This window comes from Pseudomonas peradeniyensis (assembly GCF_014268935.2).
GTDB classification, from domain to species: domain Bacteria; phylum Pseudomonadota; class Gammaproteobacteria; order Pseudomonadales; family Pseudomonadaceae; genus Aquipseudomonas; species Aquipseudomonas peradeniyensis.
In genome coordinates, this window is record NZ_JABWRJ020000003.1 from 281,935 (window position 1) to 301,124 (window position 19,190).

Annotated in this window: 18 protein-coding genes and 1 tRNA gene; 10 read left to right on the top strand and 9 right to left on the bottom strand. The window is 66.0% G+C overall.

Annotated features, from left to right (window positions below):
- Positions 1 to 157 precede the first annotated feature (157 nt).
- Positions 158 to 1,255: an AlgP family protein gene (locus tag HU751_RS16175; RefSeq protein WP_217862545.1), complete on the top strand. Its 1,098-nt coding sequence runs from the start codon at positions 158 to 160 to the stop codon at positions 1,253 to 1,255.
- Here HU751_RS16175 and HU751_RS16180 read toward each other — a convergent pair.
- Positions 1,231 to 1,710, bottom strand: a complete 480-nt coding sequence (locus HU751_RS16180) for a TIGR02444 family protein (RefSeq protein ID WP_186731862.1) — start codon at positions 1,708 to 1,710, stop codon at positions 1,231 to 1,233. The two genes, HU751_RS16175 and HU751_RS16180, sit on opposite strands and share 25 nt — an antisense overlap.
- A gap of 50 nt (positions 1,711 to 1,760) precedes the next feature.
- On the opposite strand from HU751_RS16180, the gene abc-f reads away from it, so the two are divergent.
- The 3 genes from abc-f to HU751_RS16195 all read left to right on the top strand — a co-directional run bounded on the left by abc-f (position 1,761) and on the right by HU751_RS16195 (position 5,068).
- Positions 1,761 to 3,671 carry a ribosomal protection-like ABC-F family protein gene (gene abc-f, locus HU751_RS16185; RefSeq protein WP_186731861.1) on the top strand — a complete coding sequence of 637 codons (1,911 nt, stop codon included), beginning with the start codon at positions 1,761 to 1,763 and terminating at the stop codon, positions 3,669 to 3,671.
- Positions 3,671 to 4,258: a mechanosensitive ion channel family protein gene (locus HU751_RS16190; protein WP_186731860.1), complete on the top strand. Its 588-nt coding sequence runs from the start codon at positions 3,671 to 3,673 to the stop codon at positions 4,256 to 4,258. The genes abc-f and HU751_RS16190 overlap by 1 nt, the downstream gene beginning before the upstream one ends.
- Positions 4,259 to 4,435: 177 nt before the next feature.
- The gene (locus HU751_RS16195) at positions 4,436 to 5,068 is read left to right on the top strand and encodes a LysE family transporter (RefSeq protein WP_186712141.1); all 633 of its coding nucleotides are present in this window, start codon (positions 4,436 to 4,438) and stop codon (positions 5,066 to 5,068) included.
- A gap of 49 nt (positions 5,069 to 5,117) precedes the next feature.
- On the opposite strand, the gene HU751_RS16200 is transcribed toward HU751_RS16195, so the two are convergent.
- Together HU751_RS16200 and HU751_RS16205 are read right to left on the bottom strand one after the other, a co-directional pair.
- On the bottom strand, positions 5,118 to 5,867 hold the full coding sequence (locus HU751_RS16200; RefSeq protein ID WP_186731859.1) for a slipin family protein: 750 nt from the start codon (positions 5,865 to 5,867) through the stop codon (positions 5,118 to 5,120).
- A 3-nt stretch (positions 5,868 to 5,870) separates the two neighbouring features.
- Complete coding sequence (locus HU751_RS16205; RefSeq protein ID WP_186731858.1) at positions 5,871 to 7,214, bottom strand: NfeD family protein; 1,344 nt, start codon at positions 7,212 to 7,214, stop codon at positions 5,871 to 5,873.
- Positions 7,215 to 7,310: 96 nt separating this feature from the next.
- Here HU751_RS16205 and HU751_RS16210 point away from each other — a divergent pair, with 96 nt between their 5' ends.
- From HU751_RS16210 to HU751_RS16220, 3 genes are all read left to right on the top strand, one after another.
- Positions 7,311 to 7,769 carry an aminoacyl-tRNA deacylase gene (locus HU751_RS16210; protein WP_028688593.1) on the top strand — a complete coding sequence of 153 codons (459 nt, stop codon included), beginning with the start codon at positions 7,311 to 7,313 and terminating at the stop codon, positions 7,767 to 7,769.
- Between the two features lie 60 nt (positions 7,770 to 7,829).
- On the top strand, positions 7,830 to 8,072 hold the full coding sequence (locus HU751_RS16215) for a DUF2789 domain-containing protein (protein WP_028688592.1): 243 nt from the start codon (positions 7,830 to 7,832) through the stop codon (positions 8,070 to 8,072).
- A 70-nt stretch (positions 8,073 to 8,142) separates the two neighbouring features.
- Positions 8,143 to 8,781, top strand: a complete 639-nt coding sequence (locus HU751_RS16220; protein WP_028688591.1) for a hypothetical protein — start codon at positions 8,143 to 8,145, stop codon at positions 8,779 to 8,781.
- 6 nt (positions 8,782 to 8,787) lie between these two features.
- On the opposite strand, the gene HU751_RS16225 is transcribed toward HU751_RS16220, so the two are convergent.
- Positions 8,788 to 9,225, bottom strand: a complete 438-nt coding sequence (locus HU751_RS16225; RefSeq protein WP_050703295.1) for a CBS domain-containing protein — start codon at positions 9,223 to 9,225, stop codon at positions 8,788 to 8,790.
- A gap of 146 nt (positions 9,226 to 9,371) precedes the next feature.
- Positions 9,372 to 11,102 carry a dipeptidase gene (locus tag HU751_RS16230; protein WP_186731857.1) on the bottom strand — a complete coding sequence of 577 codons (1,731 nt, stop codon included), beginning with the start codon at positions 11,100 to 11,102 and terminating at the stop codon, positions 9,372 to 9,374.
- A gap of 227 nt (positions 11,103 to 11,329) precedes the next feature.
- On the opposite strand from HU751_RS16230, the gene HU751_RS16235 reads away from it, so the two are divergent.
- Positions 11,330 to 13,174, top strand: coding sequence for a DUF3857 domain-containing transglutaminase family protein (locus HU751_RS16235; RefSeq protein WP_186731856.1), 1,845 nt, complete (start codon positions 11,330 to 11,332; stop codon positions 13,172 to 13,174).
- A 92-nt stretch (positions 13,175 to 13,266) separates the two neighbouring features.
- On the opposite strand, the gene HU751_RS16240 is transcribed toward HU751_RS16235, so the two are convergent.
- The 3 genes from HU751_RS16240 to HU751_RS16250 form a co-directional block, all read right to left on the bottom strand.
- Positions 13,267 to 13,343, bottom strand: a tRNA-Arg gene (locus HU751_RS16240).
- A gap of 86 nt (positions 13,344 to 13,429) precedes the next feature.
- Positions 13,430 to 14,293: an ABC transporter ATP-binding protein gene (locus HU751_RS16245; RefSeq protein WP_186731855.1), complete on the bottom strand. Its 864-nt coding sequence runs from the start codon at positions 14,291 to 14,293 to the stop codon at positions 13,430 to 13,432.
- Positions 14,290 to 15,873, bottom strand: coding sequence for an ABC transporter permease (locus HU751_RS16250; RefSeq protein WP_225933326.1), 1,584 nt, complete (start codon positions 15,871 to 15,873; stop codon positions 14,290 to 14,292). The genes HU751_RS16245 and HU751_RS16250 overlap by 4 nt, the downstream gene beginning before the upstream one ends.
- A gap of 299 nt (positions 15,874 to 16,172) precedes the next feature.
- Between HU751_RS16250 and HU751_RS16255 the strand changes: the two genes are divergently transcribed.
- Both HU751_RS16255 and HU751_RS16260 read left to right on the top strand, forming a co-directional pair.
- Complete coding sequence (locus HU751_RS16255) at positions 16,173 to 17,213, top strand: ABC transporter substrate-binding protein (protein WP_186731854.1); 1,041 nt, start codon at positions 16,173 to 16,175, stop codon at positions 17,211 to 17,213.
- Positions 17,214 to 17,241: 28 nt separating this feature from the next.
- The gene (locus HU751_RS16260; protein ID WP_186731853.1) at positions 17,242 to 18,147 is read left to right on the top strand and encodes a TauD/TfdA dioxygenase family protein; all 906 of its coding nucleotides are present in this window, start codon (positions 17,242 to 17,244) and stop codon (positions 18,145 to 18,147) included.
- A 30-nt stretch (positions 18,148 to 18,177) separates the two neighbouring features.
- Here the strand turns inward: HU751_RS16260 and HU751_RS16265 are convergent, their stop codons facing one another.
- Entirely contained in the window at positions 18,178 to 19,083 is a 906-nt protein-coding gene (locus tag HU751_RS16265; protein ID WP_186731852.1) for a LysR family transcriptional regulator, read from the bottom strand.
- Positions 19,084 to 19,190 lie beyond the last annotated feature (107 nt).

Consider the following 19,190-nt stretch of genomic DNA (forward strand, 5'->3'; position numbering starts at 1 on the left):
CAGTGCACTAATGGGCAACTACACTTGTTTCCAGCTGCAAGACAACAACTTTGCCCAGGCATGCAACGCGGCGCTACTGAGACTGTCAACATGCCCTAGCGGCGGTAGCAGCAGAAGCATAGTATGAGCCGCACTCTCGTCAGCCAGGAGGTAAACCATGTCGGCCAAGAAGAAAGCAGTCAGTACGCCGTTGCACCTGCTCCAGCAACTTTCGGGTAGCTTGCTCGAACATTTGGAAGATGCCTGCTCCCAAGCGCTGGCGGATGCCGAGAAACTGTTGGCCAAGTTGGAAAAACAACGTGGCAAGGCCCAGGAGAAACTGCATAACGCTCGCCTGAAGTTGCAGGACGCCGCCAAGGCCGGTAAAGCCAAGGCTCAGGGCAAGGCGCAAAAAGCCGCGGGTGAACTTGAACACTTGCTCGATTCGCTCAAGGATCGCCAGGCCCAGACCCGAACTTACATCCAGCAACTCAAGCGTGATGCCCAGGAAAGCCTGAAACTGGCCCAGGGTGTCGGCAAGGTGCGTGAGGCGGCCGCCAAGGCCCTGGACTCGCGTACTGCGGCACCGAAAGCCGCCGCGAAACCTGCTGCCAAACCAGCGGCCAAGCCTGCTGCCGCCAAGGCACCGGCGAGGACTGCAGCCGCGAAACCTGCTGCCAAGCCAGCGGCCAAACCGGCTGCTGCCAAGGCTCCCGCGAAGACCGCTGCAGCGAAACCTGCCGCCAAGCCAGCGGCCAAGCCTGCTGCTGCCAAGGCACCGGCGAAGACCGCCGCCGCGAAACCTGCCGCCAAGCCAGCGGCCAAGCCTGCTGCTGCCAAGGCACCGGCGAAGACCGCCGCCGCGAAACCTGCCGCCAAGCCAGCGGCCAAGCCTGCTGCCGCCAAGGCACCGGCGAAGACCGCCGCCGCGAAACCTGCCGCCAAGCCAGCGGCCAAGCCTGCTACTGCCAAGGCCCCGGCGAAGACCGCCGCCGCGAAACCTGCTGCCAAGCCAGCGGCCAAACCAGCTGCTGCCAAGGCACCGGCAAAGACCGCTGCAGCGAAACCAGCAGCCAAACCAGCGGCCAAGCCTGCTGCCGCCAAGCCAGCAGCCAAGCCGGCCGCTGCGAAAGCTCCGGCCAAGCCTGTAGCCAGCAAGCCAGCCGAAAGCAAGCCAGCCACGCCGACCGCCAGCGCCACCCCGGCGCCTGCGACCAGCGCGGCCACGCCTGCGGCAACCGCCACACCGGCTCAGTCGCCGACTTCGGCGTCCTGAAGCTCACGGGCCGCGGCGCGCAGCTGATGCAGTGCGTCGTGGTCCCGGGCCTGGTCCGGCGCCAGCCGGGTCAGCCAGTCCTGCGCGGCGCCCGCTTGCGCAGGCCATTCACGTGCCAGCGCCTCCAGGCGTTCCAGCAAGGTACGTTCAGCCTGTAACTCCAGCGCCTTCACCTGCTCACGCATCACGCTCAATTGCGGGTCGGCCAGCGCCTGTTCGCGCCATTGCCGACGCAGCGCACGTAGCGGCGTCACCACGTCGCGTTGCCAGGGGGCGGCCAGGGCTCGCAGGGCAGCGATCCGCTGTTCATCGGCGGCCACGCCGCGGGCCTGCAGCCAGGTGCCGCAGAGCAGCAGGCAGACATCGCCGCCCAGTTCCTGGAGGGCCAGGCTGGCGGCTTCGACGCCTGGCCGGGCATACAAGGCCAGGGCGTGATTCCACAGGTCGGTGTGCATGGTTTCACTCGCGCCAGTGATCGGCGAAGCTGGTAGACTCCGCGACCATCATGATCAGACTATCGAACCTCACTTTACAGCGTGGTCCCCAGCGCCTGCTAGAAGGCGCCGAGATGACCCTGCACACCGGTCACAAGGCCGGCCTGATCGGCGCCAACGGCGCCGGCAAATCCAGCCTGTTCGCCCTGCTGCGCGGTGAGCTGTCGCCCGATGCCGGCGATTGCCTGCTGCCCGGCGACTGGCGCATTGCCCACATGCGCCAGGAGGTCGACACCCTCGACCGCATCGCCGTGGACTATGTGCTCGACGGCGATGCCCGCCTGCGCAAGGTCCAGGCGGATCTCGCGGCCGCCGAGCAGGCCCACGACGGCACCGCCCTGGCGCGCCTGCACAGTGAGCTGGACAGCGCCGACGGCTACACCGCCGATGCCCGCGCGCGCAAGCTGCTGGCCGGCCTGGGTTTCACCAACGAGCAGATGGACCGCCGCGTCGGCGACTTCTCCGGTGGCTGGCGGATGCGCCTCAACCTGGCCCAGGCACTGATGTGCCCGTCCGACCTGCTGCTGCTCGACGAGCCCACCAACCACCTGGACCTCGATGCCATCCTCTGGCTGGAAGAGTGGCTCAAGGGCTACCCGGGCACGCTGCTGCTGATCTCCCACGACCGCGACTTCCTCGATGCCGTGGTCGACCATGTGCTGCATGTCGAACAGCGCAAGCTCAATCTCTACAAGGGCGGCTACAGCGCCTTCGAGCGCACCCGCGCCGAACGCCTGGCGCAACAGCAGCAGGCCTACGAGAAGCAGCAGGCGCAGCGCGCGCACATGGAAAAGTACATCGCCCGCTTCAAGGCCCAGGCCACCAAGGCCCGCCAGGCGCAGAGCCGGATCAAGGCCCTGGAGCGTATGGAGGAGCTGTCGGCGGCCCACGTCGACTCGCCGTTCGACTTCGTCTTCCGCGAGTCGGAGAAGATCTCCAGCCCCTTGCTCGACCTGTCCGAAGGCCGCCTGGGCTATGGCGACAAGGCCATCCTCGAGAAGGTCAAACTGCAACTGGCGCCGGGTGCGCGGATCGGTCTGCTCGGCCCCAACGGCGCGGGCAAGTCGACCCTGATCAAGAACCTCGCCGGCGAGCTGCAGCCGTTGTCCGGGCGCCTGGTGCGCGGCGAGAACCTCGCCGTCGGCTACTTCGCCCAGCACCAGCTCGACTCGCTGGACGACAAGGCCAGCCCGCTGCTGCACCTGCAGCGCATCGCCCCGGGCGAGCGCGAGCAGACCCTGCGCGACTTCCTCGGCGGCTTCGATTTCCACGGCAACCGTGTCGACGAGCCGGTGGTGAATTTCTCCGGTGGCGAAAAGGCCCGCCTGGCCCTGGCGCTGATCGCCTGGGAACGGCCGAACCTGTTGCTGCTCGACGAACCGACCAACCACCTCGACCTTGAGATGCGCCTGGCGCTGACCATGGCCCTGCAGGAGTTCGCCGGTGCCGTGGTGGTGGTCTCCCACGACCGTCACCTGCTCAAGAGCACCACCAACGACTTCCTGCTGGTGGCCGATGGCAAGGTCGACACCTTCGACGGCGACCTGGACGACTACAGCCGCTGGCTGGTCGAGTACCGCCAGCGCAACGCGCCGGTGAGCAGCACGCCCGCGAACCCGGACAAGACCGACAAGAAGGCCCAGCGCCAGGCCGCCGCGGCCTTGCGCCAGCAGTTGGCGCCGCACAAGAAGGCGGCCGACAAGCTGGAGACCGAACTCAACCAGGTGCACCAGCAACTGGCCGAGATCGAAGCCGCGTTGGGCGACAGTGGTCTGTACGAGGGCTCGCGCAAGGATGAGCTGCGCGACTTGCTGGCCCGCCAGACCAAGCTCAAGCAACGCGAAGGCGAGCTTGAGGAAGCCTGGATGGAAGCCCTGGAAACGCTGGAAAGCATGCAGGCCGAGCTCGAGGCGCTGTCCTGATGGAGGAGCTGCGTTCGCTGCTGCCGGGGCAGTGGATGGACACGTTCTGGCTGGGGCTGCAGATCCTGCTGATCCTGATCGCCGCGTTCGTCCTGCAGCGCATGGTCGCCCGCGGCCTGCGCAGCCTGGGCGAACGCTACCCGTTGCCGCACGAGCTGATGGTGCCGGTGCGCGGTGCCCTGCGCTGGCTGATCATGGGCAGCGCGTTGCTGTTCGTGCTCGAGCGCATGGGAGTGTCCGCCACGGTGCTGTGGACGGCACTGTCGGGCTTCGTCGCGGTGGCGGCGGTGGCGTTCTTCGCCATCTGGAGCGTGCTGTCCAACCTGCTGTGCGCGGTGCTGATCTTCACCGTCGGGCCGTTTCGCATCGGCGATGTGGTCGAGCTGGTCGATACCCTCGACAAACCGGGGGTGAAAGGCCGGGTGATCGCCATCAACCTGCTGTACACCACACTGATGGAGACGCCGGAGGCGGGCGGGGCGCTGGTGCAGGTGCCGAACAGCCAGTTCTTCCAGAAAGCCGTGCGCCGTTGGCGTGGCGCCGAGGCGTCAGTGGCCCTGCACGAGGCACCTGTCGAGAGCGACTGACAGGGCGCTGCTCATTGTAATCGCGGGGCAAGCCCGCTCCCACGCCCTGGTCCTGTTGGATGGCTGGCGTGGGAGCGGGCTTGCCCCGCGATCGTTTCAAGCAGAAAAACCACTGGTTATTTTTTCGCCAACACCTTAGCTTAACGGTTTGCAAAAGCTGTTCGAGCGAGGTGTGCGATGTCGATGGAAACGTGGTTGGCCTTCTTTGCCGCGTGCTGGGTGATCAGCCTGTCGCCGGGTGCCGGGGCAATCGCCTCGATGTCCAGCGGGCTGCAGTACGGTTTCTGGCGTGGTTACTGGAACGCCCTGGGCCTGCAACTGGGCCTGATCGTGCAGATCGCCATCATCGCCGCCGGTGTCGGCGCCATCCTCGCCGCGTCGGCCACCGCCTTCCAGGTCATCAAGTGGTTCGGTGTCGCCTACCTGGTCTACCTCGCCTACAAGCAATGGCGCGCCCTGCCGATGGACATGAGCGACGAGTCCGGCGTGCGGCCGATCGGCAAGCCGCTGAGCCTGGTGTTCCGCGGCTTCCTGGTCAACGTCAGCAACCCCAAGGCGCTGGTGTTCATGCTGGCGGTGCTGCCGCAGTTCATCAACCCGCACGAGGCGCTGCTGCCGCAGTATGTGGCGATCACCGTGACCATGATCAGCGTCGACCTGCTGGTGATGGCGGGCTACACCGGGCTGGCTTCGCGGGTGCTGCGCCTGTTGCGTACACCGAAGCAGCAGAAGCGCCTGAACCGCACCTTTGCCGGGCTGTTCATTGGTGCGGCGACGTTCCTCGCCACTCTGCGCCGGGCGCCGCTCTGATCAATCGCGTGAAGCCATTCGCGGGTAAACCCGCGAATGCTGCACTGCTTTACTGCTTGTCCACCAGCCCCTTGAGCAGATCCACCGGCAACGGAAACACGATGGTCGAGCTCTTGTCCCCGGCAATCGACCCCAGCGTCTGCATGTAGCGCAGCTGCATCGCCCCCGGCTCCTTGCCTAGCATCTGCGCCGCCTGCATCAGTTTCTCCGACGCCTGCAGCTCGCCTTCGGCATGGATCACCTTGGCCCGTCGTTCGCGCTCGGCCTCGGCCTGGCGGGCGATGGCGCGGACCATCGACTCGTTGAGGTCGACATGCTTGATCTCGACGTTGGCCACCTTGATGCCCCAGGCGTCGGTCTGCGCGTCCAGTACCTCGCGGATGTCCGAGTTCAATTGCTCGCGCTCGGCCAGCAGTTCATCCAGCTCGTGCTTGCCGAGCACGGCGCGCAGGGTGGTCTGGGCCAGCTGGCTGGTGGCGGTGAGGAAGTCTTCGACCTGGATGATCGCCTTCTGTGGGTCGAGCACGCGAAAGTACAGCACGGCGTTGACCTTGACCGAGACGTTGTCGCGGGTAATCACGTCCTGGGGCGGCACGTCGAGCACCACGGTGCGCAGGTCGACGCGGACCATCTGCTGGATGCCGGGAATCAGGATGATCAGCCCCGGGCCCTTGACCTGCCAGAAGCGCCCGAGCTGAAACACCACGCCGCGCTCGTACTCGCGCAGGATGCGCAGGGCCGACAGCAGCAGTATGCCCAGCAGCACCAGCACCGCGCTGAATCCGAATTGCATGAACATCGTCTACTCTCCTTGCGCCGTGGGCGCAGTGGCGCTGACCTCCAGCGTCACGCCATGACGGGCCGTCACCCGCACGTGCTGGCCCGGCTGCAGCGGTGTCGCGCACTGCGCCTGCCACTGTTCGCCCTGGGCCTGTACCGAGCCGCAGAACGGGTTGTCCGCGCGTACCTGGGTCACCGTCGCCAGGCTGCCCACCAGCCCGGCATCGCCACTGACCAGGGCTCGCCTGCGCGCCTTCAGCGCCATGCCCAGCACGCCGCCGAGCAACAGCGCCGACAGCATCGCCAGGCTGACGATCAGCGTCAGCGGAATGCCAAAGCCAGGGGCGTCGGTGTCCATCAGGATCACCGCGCCGACCACGAAGGCGACGATGCCGCCGAAGCCGATCACCCCGAAACTGGGCAGGAACGCCTCGGCGACCATGAACGCCACCCCGAGCAGGATCAACGCCACCCCGGCGTGGCTCACCGGCAGCAATTGCAGGGCGTACAGCGCCAGCAGCAGGCAGATGCCGCCGACCACGCCGCCGACCCCGGAGCCGGGGTTCATGAACTCGAACAACAGGCCGTACACGCCGATCATGATCAGGATCAGCGCCACGCTGGGGTTGGTGATCACCGCCAGCAGGCGAGTGCGCCAGTCCGGCAGGTGCTCCACCATATTGGCGCCGGCGGTCTGCAGGGGCAGGGCCTGGCCGGCGACGGTCAGCGTCCGGCCATCGAGCTGGCGCAGCAGGTCGGGCAGGTCAGCGGCGACCAGGTCGATCACCTTCAGTCGTTGCGCTTCGCTGGCCGACAGGCTGACCGCCTCGCGCACGGCCTTTTCCGCCCAGTCGGCGTTGCGCCCGCGCAGTTGCGCCAGGCCGCGGATGTAGGCCGCGGCGTCGTTGACCTGTTTGCGGGCGAGGGTGTCCTGCTCGCTGTTCGCGGCGGGCTTTTCCTCCGTGCCGGGGACACCGATCTGTACCGGCGTCGCCGCGCCCAGGTTGGTCCCCGGGGCCATGGCCGCCACGTGGCTGGCGTAGAGGATGTAGGTGCCGGCGCTGGCCGCCCTGGCACCGCCCGGGGCGACGTAGGTGGCCACCGGCACCGTGCTTGCGAGGATGGCCTTGATGATCTGGCGCATGGCGCTGTCGAGCCCGCCGGGGGTGTCGAGGCGGATCACCACCAGCTGCGCGCCCTGGGCCTGCGCCTGGTCCAGCCCGCGCAACAGGTAGTCGGCACTGGCCGGGCCGATGGCGTCGTCGACGCTCAGCAGCCACACATTGGCGCCGGGCGCAGCCTGGCCGCCCGGGGCGAAGCCCAGGATCAGCAGCAACAGCAGCACGTGCCAGCGCCGGGCGATCACCTGTCGTCACCTCATGCGGACCTGTCCTTGAAGTTTAGCCGTGGCTGCCGGGCCACGGCCTAAACTTGAGGGTGGGGGCAAAACCGGAGGTGCATCATGCGTATGGCCAAGACCCTTCAGCAGCGCCTGGACCAGGCCAACTGCGACTACGACATCATTCCCCATCCCCATTCGGCCACCAGCCTGGAGTCGGCGCGCACGGCCGGCGTACCCGCCGAGCGGGTCGCCAAGTCGGTGATGCTCGATGACCGCCATGGCAACTACATCATGGCCGTGCTGCCGGCCAACCGGCACCTGGACATGACCGAGGTGCGCATGACCGGCGCCTGGCAGCTGACCCGCGAAAGCAACCTGCCGAGCCTGTTCGGCGATTGCGAGCGCGGCGCCATCCCGGCCCTGGGCGACGCCTACAACATTCCCATGCTGCTCGACCGGACCCTTACCCGCCAGGGTGATGTCTATCTCGAGGCAGGTGACCACGATCACCTTATCCACATGAGCATGGAGCAATACTTGAAACTGGTGCCGCACGCCGAAGTGCGCGAACTGAGCTGATGCTCGCAACCCACGCCGGGCTGGCGTCGTGGACGACCGGCCCGGCCATAGGAGTGAATCATGGAAGCGCCGATCCACAAGTTTTCCGAACTGTTCAAGCAACTGGGCCTGCCGGACGATGCGCTGGGCATCGACCAGTTCATCACCAGTCATTCGCCGCTCAAGGGGGATGTGAAGCTGGTGGATGCGCCGTTCTGGAACGAGTCCCAGCGTTCGTTCCTCAGGGACAGCATCCTTGAAGATGCCGATTGGGCGGAGCTGTTCGACCAACTCAACGAAGCGCTGCGCCGTCCCCGCCAATAAAGCGCCGAGCGGCACCTGATGGGTGATCGGGCCGTTGCTATGCTCAGGGAAAACAAGAGGGGATGGCGCAATGAAAGATCCCTACGCACCAGGTTTCTGGTGCACCGTGACGATCCTGGGCACCCTGACCGCCGGCTACTTCTACGGTATCCGGCACACCCACACGATGAACCAGGCCGTGCAGTTTCTCTATGCCGCCGCCGCCGTGACCGCGGCGGTGGCGTTGTGCGGCCTGGCGTGGATCGCCTGGCAGCAGCTGCACCTGAACAGACGCGAAGTCGCCCAGGGACGAACGTTGCTGACCATCTGGAACACCAAGGTCGCCCTGCGCCGGGTCGAGACGGTGTTCGACCGTTATTTCTGGGGCAGCTACTGGCACTCCGGGCGCACCTTCGAGGAGGTAATGGGCGAACTCAAGGGCACGCCGCTGGAGCAGAGCCTGGACGCCCTCAAGCGCCAGTGCCGGGAACTCGACCGGGAAGTGCACGACCATCACCATCACTGGCTGGCCAATGCCCGCGACCTGTCCAGCGTGGCCACGGCCATGGCCCGCGAGCGCTACCAGCTGGACCTGTGCGACGCGCCGGCCCGTGACGGCGGCAACACCGCCGTGCTCAACAGGGATCTGGAAGTGCTGGTGTACACCTGGTCGGCGCGCCTGCGCAGCTTCGACCATCAGCTGGACGAGCTGGAGCGCGCCTATCACTGAGTAGGGTCATTCACCGCGGATGTACTGCTCCAGTTGCAGGATCAGGTTGGCCTGTTCGGCAATGGTTTCCTTGACCAGGTCGCCGATCGACAGCAACCCGAGCAGCTTGCCTTCGTGAACCACCGGCAGGTGGCGCAGATGGCGGTTGGTCATCAGGTTCATGCAGTACTCGAGGTTCTGCTTGGGCTCAACCGTGACCACCGGAGAACTCATGATGTCGCGTACCGGCGTGGCCGCCGAGGAGCGACCCTTGAGCACCAGCTTGCGGGCGTAGTCGCGTTCGCTGACGATTCCCACCACCTGGTCGTTCTCCACCACCGGCAGTGCACCGACGTTCTTCTCCGCCAGCAGCCTCAAGGCATCCAGCACCGAGTCGTCAGGGTTGATGGTATAGACGGTGTGGTGCTGGGATTTGGCTTTGAGGATTTGTTCGACGTTCTTCATACGGGCCTCTGTGGGTGGAAACGCGACGTGTCGGAGTAAATAAAGCATCCGGCACGGCGCTCTGCACGGCAATGCAGGAAACGGCATCGAGGTGATTGAAAAACGTCATCGCGGCAAGGGGCCGCAACGCGGCCCCAAGTGGGTCATCAGAGCTTCGGCATCTGCCCGATCCGCGCCACCATCTCGCTGACGATCTGCAGGTCGAGCATGAACTGCTCCACGGTCTTGAACTCGTTGTCATTGTGCCCGGTGTACTTCACGTCCGGCATGGCCAGGCCGAACTGCACGCCGTTGGGCAGGTCATGCACCGAGGTGGCGCCGGCGGAGGTGCCGTACTCGTGCTTCATGCCCAGGTTCTCGCTGGCCACGGCCAGCAGGGCCTTGACCCATTCGCCTTCGGGGTTGCGGTACATCGGCGCGTCGAGGGTGTAGTCGAAGGCCACCTGGGTCTTGCTCTTGGCTTTCCAGCCATCGAGCTTGCCGGCGATCTCGCCCTTCAGGGTGTCGAGCGCCTTGCCCTTGGGAATGCGCAGGTTCACCGCCAGCTTCAGCGCCTTGTCATCCAGGCCGACGAAGGTCAGCGAGGTGGTCAGCGGGCCCATGAAGTCGTCCTTGAAGCCGACGCCGAGCTTGTTGCCCAGGTAGTCCAGCCCCCAGTTGTCGGCGGCGTAGCGGGCGGCGTCGGTAATGTGGTTGTGCTTGAGCGGCACATCCTTGCCAAGGCCGTTGAGGAAGTCGAGCATGCGCGCCACCGGGTTGACCCCGGACTCGGGCTCGGAGGAGTGCGCCGACACGCCGGTCACGGTCAGCAGCACCTGCTTGCCGTCGACCTTGGCGTCGATGCTGAAGTCGCCACCATGGCGTTTGGCGTAGGCCGCGCCGGCCTTGTTCAGCGCCTTGGCCAGGTCGGCCGGCTTGTCGCCGGTCAATGTCGCCACCGAGCTGCCGGGGATCTGGTTGGTGGCCAGGCCGCCGGTGAGGTTGATCACCTCGGCGCCTTTGCCGTCACCGGCACGCTTGGCGAAGGTGGCCATGACGGTGCCATAGCCCTTCTCGGCGATCACCACCGGGTAGCCGCCGTCCAGCGCCAGGTTGTAGTCGGGGGTGGCGTTGCGTTCGAAGTAGTAGGGGATGGCGTCGCCGGTGGTTTCCTCGGTGGTGTCCACCAGCAGCTTGAACTGGCGCGCCAGCGGCAGCTTCTCGTCCTTGGCCACCTTCAGCGCGTACAGCGCGACGACGATGCCGTTCTTGTCGTCCTCGGTGCCGCGGCCATACATGCGGTCGCCCACCAGGGTGACCTTGAACGGGTCGAGCTTGGTGCCGTCCTTGAGCTTCCAGTTTTCCGGAGTGACCGGTACCACGTCGGCGTGGGCGTGGATGCCGATCACTTCCTTGCCTTCACCGAGGGTGATCTCGTAGACGCGGTTGTCGATGTTGCGGAACGTCAGGCCGAAGCCCTCGGCCAGGGCCTTGATCTTGTCGGCGATCTTGAGAAATTCCGGGTTCTCGTGCTGCGCCACGCCCTCTTTGCGGTAGGTCGGGATCTCCACCAGCTCGCGCAGGGTTTCCTTGGCGGCCTTGCCGTACTTGATGCGGGTGTACAGGCCCAGCAGGCGGTTGATCTCGTCCTGCTGCTCGGCACTCAGCGGCTTGCCGGCCAGGTACAGCTTGAGGGTGTCATCCAGCTTGTCGGCCTTGGCCAGGTCGCTGCCGGCCAGCTTGCCGAGGAACTGCTTGAAGTCGGCCGGGTCGCTGCCGTCGTAGGCCTTGATGATGGCGGCGGACTGCTGCTGGGAGAGGTTGGCCTGGGCCGGGATCGAGAATATGGCCACGCTGGCCAGCAGGAGCGATGCGGCGGATAGCTTGGTAAATGGCATGGGGGTGCGCATTCCTTTGCAAGGGGTGGAGGGTGACCGTTTACGCAAACGGAAGATGCCCACGCTATCACCAATGACCACCGGCACGGGAGAGGTGGCAATGTGCTTTTCTGCACAAACGTGCAAGCGTTCATATACGGCGCGGTCTGCAGGTTTATGACAAAAATGCGTATCATTAGCGTTTTTTGTAATAACCCTCGCGTCACAAGAGAAGGATCCTCATGTTCATGTCTTACCTTGCACCCCTGGCCGGGGTGCTGGCATTCACCCTGGCCTGCATCGCGCCTGCCCAGGCCCGGGACGATGGCACCGACCACTCCGTCACCCTTGAAAAGGTCGTGCAGACCTTCACCGTGCAGCGCGACGGCAGTTTCCAGGTCGCGGTCGAATCGGTCTCGCGCATCAACGAAGAGCGCGCCATCCAGGCCAAGGCCCAGCAAGCACTGAGCTACAACCGTGGGTACGAGACCCTGGAGGTCGACCAGGCCTTCACCCAGAAGCCCGACGGGCGCAAGGTCATGGTCGATGCCTCGCAGATCAAGGAGCAGCAGGAGCAGGCGTCCACCTACGCGCCGATGTTCCAGGACTCCCGGGTCAAGGTGGTGATCTTCCCGGAAGTGGCCGTCGGCGACCGCCTGGTGCTGCGCTACAAGCGCCATCGCACCACCGCGCTGTTCCCCGGCCATTTCGAGGACCTCACCGCGGCGGAATTCCACCCCGTGGGGCAGTTCTCGCTGATCTACGACCTGCCGGCGGACCTGCCGCTGTATGCCGACGCCCGTGGTTTCAAGGCGTCCACGCCCAAGGCCGGCAAGGGCCGCAAGGTCTACCGCTGGGACTTCGTGCCGACCGACAGGGCCAGGATCGAGGCGAGCGCCGTGTCCTACCTGGACTATGGCCAGTACCTCGCGGTCTCGACCTTCAAGGACTACGCAGGGCTTGCCGCCAGCTACCAGGCGCGCGCCGACGTGCAAGTGACACCGGCCATTGCCGCGTTGGCCGGACAATTGACGGCGAACCTGCCCGACGCCCGGGCCAAGGCGCTCAAGCTCAGCGACTGGGTGCGTGAGAACATCCGCTACGTGGCGGTCTATGTCGGTGCCGGCGGCGTGGTTCCGCACGCGGCGCAGAGCGTGCTCGACAACCGCTATGGCGACTGCAAGGACCATGTGGCCCTGCTCGAGGCGCTGCTCAAGGCGGCGGGTATCGAGAGCTCGCCGGCGCTGATCAACCTCGGCAATGCCTACCAGTTGCCGAAGGTGCCGACACTCGGTGTGCTCAACCATGTGCTGACCTATGTGCCGAGCCTCGACCTGTACCTGGACTCGACCGACCCGTCGGTGGCCGCCGGTTACCTGCCGCTGATGGACCTGGACAAGACCACGCTGCTGACCGCCACCGGCGCGTTCGGCAAGACCCCGGCCACCCAGTTCGGCAAGCAGGTCGGTGAAATGCTGTTCAAGGTCAAGGACACGGGTGCCGCGGACTTCACCGGCGACTCGACCATCGAAGGCTGGGCCAGCGAGGTCAACCGTTATGGCGCCAAGACGATGAAACCGACGGACCTCGATCGCATCGTCGAGCAGGTGCTCAACGCCTACGGGCAACGGGGCAGCGGCAAGATCCTGATCCAGCCGTCGACGGTGCCGGAGCACTTCCGCAGCCAGGTCCAGGGCCATACCGAGAACCTGGTGAACCTGCCCGGCCCGGTGGGCGTGCCAGCCCTGAGCAGCCTGGTGGGCGGCATCGCCCAATCGGTCTATGGCTTTGCCACCGAGAACGAGCGCACCCAGGGCTTCGTCTGCATCTCCAACGAAACGCTGGAGCAGTCGCGCTTCGAGTTCCCGGCTGGCGTCACCGTCCTGGCGACGCCCAAGGCCGTTGCCGTGAAGGAAGGCAGTTTCGACTACAGCGCCCGTTACACCCGTGACGGCAACGCCGTGGTGGTCGAGCGTCGCATGCAGTTCAAGCACCCGAAGGCGGTGTGCACGCCTGAGGAGTTCAAGGCGATGAAGCCGGTCATCGAGACCATGGTCCGGGACCTGCAAGGCCAGATCATCGTGCAGGGCTGAGGCCCGGAAACGCAAAAGCCCCGCCAGAGCGATCTGAGCGGGGCTTTTGCTTGCCGGCACCGGTGAAAACACACGGGTGAAGGCTGATGTCATGGCGCACTCGGCGGGATTCGAACCCACGACCCCTGCCTTCGGAGGGCAGTACTCTATCCAGCTGAGCTACGAGTGCAACGGGCCGCATGATACCCATCTGTGTCGGTGGCGTCCATGGCCTTGATCTGTGGAGTTTTTTCCCGGGGGGACAGCGGGTGCCGGTCACAGTGCGATCAGCTCCGGCCGCAGCCCCTCCACCCGCTGTCCCGCAGGCTTGAGATATCCGCCATCCCCGGTGATCTGGTGCAGGACCTTTTCGCGCAAGCCATGCAATGCCACCCCGGTGCGCTGGCGCGGGTGCGGCAGGTCGATTTCCACCACCGCCTTGATCCGCCCCGGCCTCGGCTCCAGCACCACCACCCGGTCGGCCAGGTAGGTTGCCTCCTCGGCATCGTGGGTGACCAGCAGGATGGTGATGCCCGAGCGTTCGCGAATCGCCAGCAGTTCGTCCTGCAGCTGTTGACGGGTCAGCGCGTCGAGGGCGCCGAAGGGTTCGTCCAGCAGCAGGATCCGTGGGCTGGCCACCAGGCCACGGGCGATGGCCACGCGCTGGGCCATGCCGCCGGACAGCTGGTGTGGATAGGCCGATTCGAAGCCGACCAGGCCCACCAGTTGCACGTACTCGTGCACGCGCCGGGCGCGCTCGCCCTGGGTGAGCGTCTCGTTGACCAGCCCCAGGCCAATGTTCTGCGCCACCGTCAGCCATGGGAACAGACGGTGCTCCTGGAACACGATGCCGCGTTCGCCGCCGATGCCGTCGACCGGCTGGCCGTCGACCCGGATCGTGCCGCTGTAGTCGGTGTCCAGCCCCACCAGCAGGCGCAGCAGGGTGGACTTGCCGCAGCCGGAGGAGCCGACGATGGCGATGAACTCGCCTTCGTTGATCGACAGGTCGAAGTCGCGGATCGCCTCGAACGGCTGGCCATCGACGCTGAAGGTCTTGCCGACCCCCTCGAAACTGACCAGCGGCGGCGTGGCGTCGGGTTGGTTGGCCGCGTGCAGGGCCGGGGTGATGAAGGCGTTCATGCGGATCTCCAGCGCGTGGCGCGCGATTCGAGGCGTTGGCCGAGGTGGCCGAGCAGGGCGCCGACCAGGCCGATCAGGACCATGGCGGCCATCACCTGGTCCATGCGGAACAATTGCTGGGCGCCGATCATCAGGCTGGCGATGCCGCCGTCCGAGGGCATGAAGTACTCGGCGCCGATGGTGCCGAGCCAGGCGTAGATCAGCGCCAGGCGCAGCCCGGCGAAGATCGCCGGGGCGGCGCCGGGTAGCACCAGCAGACGCAGCCGGTGCGGCAGGTCCAGGCGCAGGGCCTGCGCCGCCTCGCCCAGCTGTGGCGCAAGGCTGGCGATGCCGCGCTGGGTGGCGATCAGCAGCGGGAAGAACGCCGCCAGCGCGACGAACACCAGCTTGGCGCCTTCACCCAGGCCGAACCAGGCGGTCAGCAGCGGCACCCAGGCGAACAGCGCCACCTGGCGCAGCGCCGACAGGCTCGGGCCGAGCAGCCGCTCGGCGTTGGCTGACAGGCCCAGCAGCAGCCCCAGCACGAAGCCCGCGCCACCGCCGAGCAGCAGACCGGCCAGGGTGCGTTGCAGGCTCAGGCGCAGGGCCTCGGGCAACGAGCCGTCGAGCAGGCCTGCGTACAGGCTGCGCAGCACCTCCAGCGGTGAGGTGAGGATGTTGGCGTCGACCCAGCCAAGGCTGTTGGCGGCCTGCCACAGCAGCAACAGCCCCGCAGGCAGCAGCAGGCTTTGCCAGCCGCGTGGCACCTGGCCGCGCAGCTGCTCGCCCGTGGCCGGTTGCGGCCAGTGCAACAGGCCGCGTTCCAGGCGCGTGAAGCCGCGATCCATCAGCGCGCCGACCAGGCCGATCAACAGGATGCAGAGGAACACCAGGTCGAGCATGAACAGTTGCCGCCCCCAGACCATCAGGTAGCCGATGCCTTCGCTGGAAGCCAGCAGCTCCACGGCCAGCAGCGAGGTCCAGCCAGTGGCCAGGGCCAGCCGCACACCGGCGAGAAACGCCGGCAGCGCGGCGGGCAGCAGCAGGCGCAGGAACAGCAGGTGAGGGGGCAGGCGCAGGACGGCGGCGGCCTCGCGCAGCTTGGGCTGGGCGTCGCGTACGCCGACCAGGGTATGCAGCGTGACCGGCACCACCACGGCCTTGACCAGCACCACCAGCTTGAGCAGCTCGCCGATGCCGAAGAACAGCATGAACAGCGGGATCCAGGCCAGGGTCGGGATCTGCGCCAGGGCGACGAAGGTGGGCAGCACCAGGGTCTGCGCCCGTCGCGATCCGCCCAGCCAGGTCCCCAGCAGCAGGCCGCTGACGATCCCTGCCAGCAGCCCCCAGGTCAGGCGCTGCAGACTTATCCACAGGTGGCCCCAGAGCTCGCCCGAGCCGAACTCCAGCGCGCTCTGCCAGACGAGTGCGGGGGCGGGCAGGATCTGTTCGCTCATCCAGTGCTCACGGCTGGCGACGACCCACAAGGCCGCCACCGCCAGTGGCACGATCCACGGCAGGCAGGAGCGACCTTGCGTCGCGAAAGGGCCACGCAACGGCCTCCATAGGCGCCGCAGACTTGCGCTCAAGACTTCGCTCATCGAGGCATCTCCCAAACCGTTCCTTGTTTATTCATTTATGGAATTAAAAATTCACATAAGTAGTATTCAAGAGATAAGAGCATGCGCCCGGTGCATGCGAAAGCCCCGTCCCGTTGCGTTTTCCTCATATTTTCCATGCGTTTCCTGCAAGCCAGCCGCAGGCCCGCATGGCGCCTGGGTTATGTCTTCTGGTTACTAAAAAATGAAGTTTTGATCTTTGTAGGTTCTAACCGGACCTGCCTAGCTTCTGGCCCATAGCGCCGGCCATCGCCGGTGGCAGCCTGCCAAGGAGCCTTGCCATGAAAACCGCCTTCCGCCATCTGCTCAGCCCGTTGCTCGCCGCCGTGTTGAGTGCCCTGCCCGTGGCAGCCCATGCCGCCCAGCCGGATGTGATCCGTATCGCCGTGCCCGACCTCAGCGCCGGCAGCAAGCCCAGCGCCGGCGGCGTGGTGGATGTGCTGCGCGACCAGCAACTGCTGGAGAAAGAGTTCGCCAAGGACGGCATCCGTATCGACTGGCGCTTCTTCAAGGGCGCCGGCCCCGTGGTCAACGAGGCCCTGGCCAACGGTCAGGCGGACTTCGCCTACCTGGGCGACCTGGCCGCGATCATCGGCAAGGCCAGCGGCCTCGACACCCGCGTGCTGTCGGCCGGGGTGCGTGGGGTGAAGAGCTACCTCGGCGTGGTGCCGGGCTCGGGCATCCACAGCCTGGAGGACCTCAAGGGCAAGCGCGTGGCGGTGTTCCGCGGTACCGCCAACCAGCTGTCTTTCGCCAGCGCCCTGGCCAGCCAGGGGCTGTCCGAACGTGAGTTGAAAGTCATCAACCTCGATTTCAACGCGGCCAACGCCGCCCTGGCCGCCAAGCAGATCGACGCCACCTGGGGCCTGTCCAACCTGCTGTCGCTGCGCGAGCGCGGGCTGGTTGAGCTGCCGGTCAACTCCCGGGACCTGAAAGGCGCCGGCAGCACCCAGGCGGTGCTGCTGGGTACCGGCGAGTTCATCCGCCAGCACCCCGACCTGGTACAGCGGGTGGTCAACGCCCAGGAGCAGGCGGTGAAGTGGCTGCGCGACGAACGCAACCGCGAGGCCTATGTGGACCTGGTGGCGAACACCGCCAACTGGCCGAAGGCGATCCTGCGTGACGACCTGGCCGAGGAGAACCTCGCCAACTACTTCGACCCACGCCTGGATGCCGGCTTCGTCGGCCTGCTGCAACAGGGCGTGGACCTGGCCGTCAAGGAGCGCCTGATCCGCCGTGGCTTCCAGGTGGCCGACTGGATCGAACCGCGTTTCATCGATGCCGCCCAGCGCCAGGACCAGGCCGTCCAGGCCGCCCGCTGACCCGACAACAACCGTGAGGAGCACGACCATGAGCAACGCCGCACTGGCCACCGCGCCGCAAACCCTCGAACTCGACATCCACCCCGTTGCCGGGCGCATCGGCGCCGAGATCCGTGGCATCAAGCTGTCCGCCGACCTCGATCCGGCCACCATCGATGCCATCCAGGCGGCATTGGTGCGCCACAAGGTGATCTTCTTCCGCGCCCAGGAGCACCTGGACGACCTGGGCCAGGAGGCCTTCGCCCAATTGCTCGGCGAGCCGATCGCCCACCCCACGGTGCCGGTGGTCGATGGCACCAGCTACCTGCTGCAGCTCGATGGCGCCGAGGGGCAGCGGGCCAACTCCTGGCACACCGACGTGACCTTCGTCGACGCCTACCCCAAGGCCTCGATCCTGCGCAGCGTGGTGGCCCCGGTCGCGGGTGGCGACACGGTGTGGGCCAACACCGCTGCGGCCTACCAGGAGCTGCCCGAGCCGCTGCGCGAACTGGCCGACAAGCTGTGGGCGGTGCACAGCAACGAATACGACTATGCCAGCGTGAAGCCGGATGTCGATCCGGCGAAGCTTGAGCGCTACCGCAAGGTGTTCACCTCGACGGTGTACGAGACCGAGCACCCGGTGGTGCGGGTGCATCCGATCAGTGGCGAGCGGGCGTTGCAACTGGGGCATTTCGTCAAGCGTATCAAGGGTTACTCGCTGGCGGACTCGCAGCATCTGTTCGCGCTGCTGCAGGGGCATGTGACACGCCTGGAAAACACCGTGCGTTGGCGCTGGCAGGCGGGGGACGTGGCGATCTGGGACAACCGCGCGACGCAGCACTATGCGGTGGATGACTACGGCACCCAGCCGCGCATCGTGCGCCGCGTGACCCTGGCTGGCGAGGTGCCGGTGGGCGTCGATGGGCAACTGAGCCGGACCACGCGCAAGGGTTGAGATCGTTGGGGCCGCTTTGCGGCCCTTTCGCTACAACTCGGTATCGCAGGCCACCAACTGCCTCACCAGCCCCTGCGCCAGCGCCGACAACCCATACCCCACCCGGCTCACCACCCCATAGCGGGTATAGAACGCCTCCTCCTGCTCCGACGCCAGATCCACCAGCTTGAGGGCCACCAGGCCGTCATATGGCCGCAAGTTCGCGCTGCAGGCGATACCGATGGTGTCCGAATGCAGCACGACATTGAGCAGCGCATAACCATGTTCACATTCCACGCTGGGTAGAAAGTCCTGCCGCCCGCTCAGGTCGCTGAGGATCTTGCGGATATTCGGCGGGCGAAACGTGGTGGCCAGCGGGTAATCGAACAGATCACGCGCCCTGACTTCGGCCAGCTCGGTCAATGGATGCCCCCGGCGGCAGCAGAAGTGCCAGCGCTGTGGCCTGAGCTTGTGCACCTGGTAGTCGGGGTCGGCCTCGAACTGGCGGGTGTCGGCGACGAAGAACTCGATCTCCTCGGCGATCAGCCGCCGGTTCAGCGCCTGCCAGTTGTCCACCTGGAAGCAGGTGCGCGCCGCCGGGTACTCGGCGACGAACCGCGCCACCGCCCGGGGCACCAGCCCGCCGGCGGGCGCCGGCCCCGAGCCGAAGCGCACCACGCCGGTGGTGGCGCCATTGAACTGGTTGATCTCGTTGACCAGGTTGTGCGCCCCATGCACCAGCCGCCGCGAATGCTCCAGCACCAGCAGGCCCTGGCGGGTCGGCGCCAGTTCCTTGCTGGCGCGGTCGACCAGGCGGCAGCCGACATTGTGTTCCAGCGTCTGGATGCTGCGGCTGAAGGCCGATTGCGAGAGGTTCACCGCCGCCGCCGCGGCGACAAAGCTGCGGTGCTCGACAAGGGCGATGAAGTGGCGGAGCTGGCGCAGGTCGATATGCATTTTCTACATGGAAACTTTCGGTGGAATGCAATTGCTGGGAAGGGTTGTGAACCTTATAAAGGGAGTCACTTATTCCACAAAATATGAAATATAAATATTTATATCTC